Origin of the sequence: Trebonia kvetii, from assembly GCF_007827045.1 — a bacterium.
GTDB classification, from domain to species: Bacteria; Actinomycetota; Actinomycetes; order Streptosporangiales; family Streptosporangiaceae; genus Trebonia; species Trebonia kvetii.
Genome location: NZ_RPFW01000053.1, coordinates 1 through 416, shown reverse-complemented (window position 1 = coordinate 416; position 416 = coordinate 1). Strand labels below are relative to the sequence as shown.

Sequence of the window (416 nt, the reverse complement as noted above, 5' to 3'; positions counted from 1 at the left end):
TTGTAAAAATTCTGTTGAAATATCATAAGCTTTGTATTTCTTGTAATCAGCTTCTGAAATATAGCCCCCACGATAAAGATAAAACAAGACTTCTTTTTGACGTTCAAGACCGTAACTCATGTTTTCTTTTGACTTTAGAGAACCATCAGCCGCATAAGGAGAATACACGATAGGACTTTGTGGCAACCCAGCAATAAAAGCAGCCTCAGGTATTGTTAAATCCTTAGCAGATTTTCCAAATATACCAAGAGAAGCTTCTTGAATCCCTGCAATATTTTGTCCTTTATTATTTCGCCCAAAAGGTGAGACATTTAAATAATCAGTCAAAATTTGGTCTTTACTCAAGTAGCTATTAAGTTTAAGAGCATAGACAATTTCACTAGCTTTACGTTGGAAGGTAACACTATCTCCTAAAA

1 protein-coding gene is annotated in these 416 nt (G+C 34.6%); it reads right to left on the bottom strand.

What is annotated here, in order from left to right; translation table 11 throughout:
• The coding region (locus EAS64_RS48155) for a transglycosylase domain-containing protein (RefSeq protein WP_187366586.1) at positions 1 to 416 on the bottom strand (416 nt) is incomplete at both ends.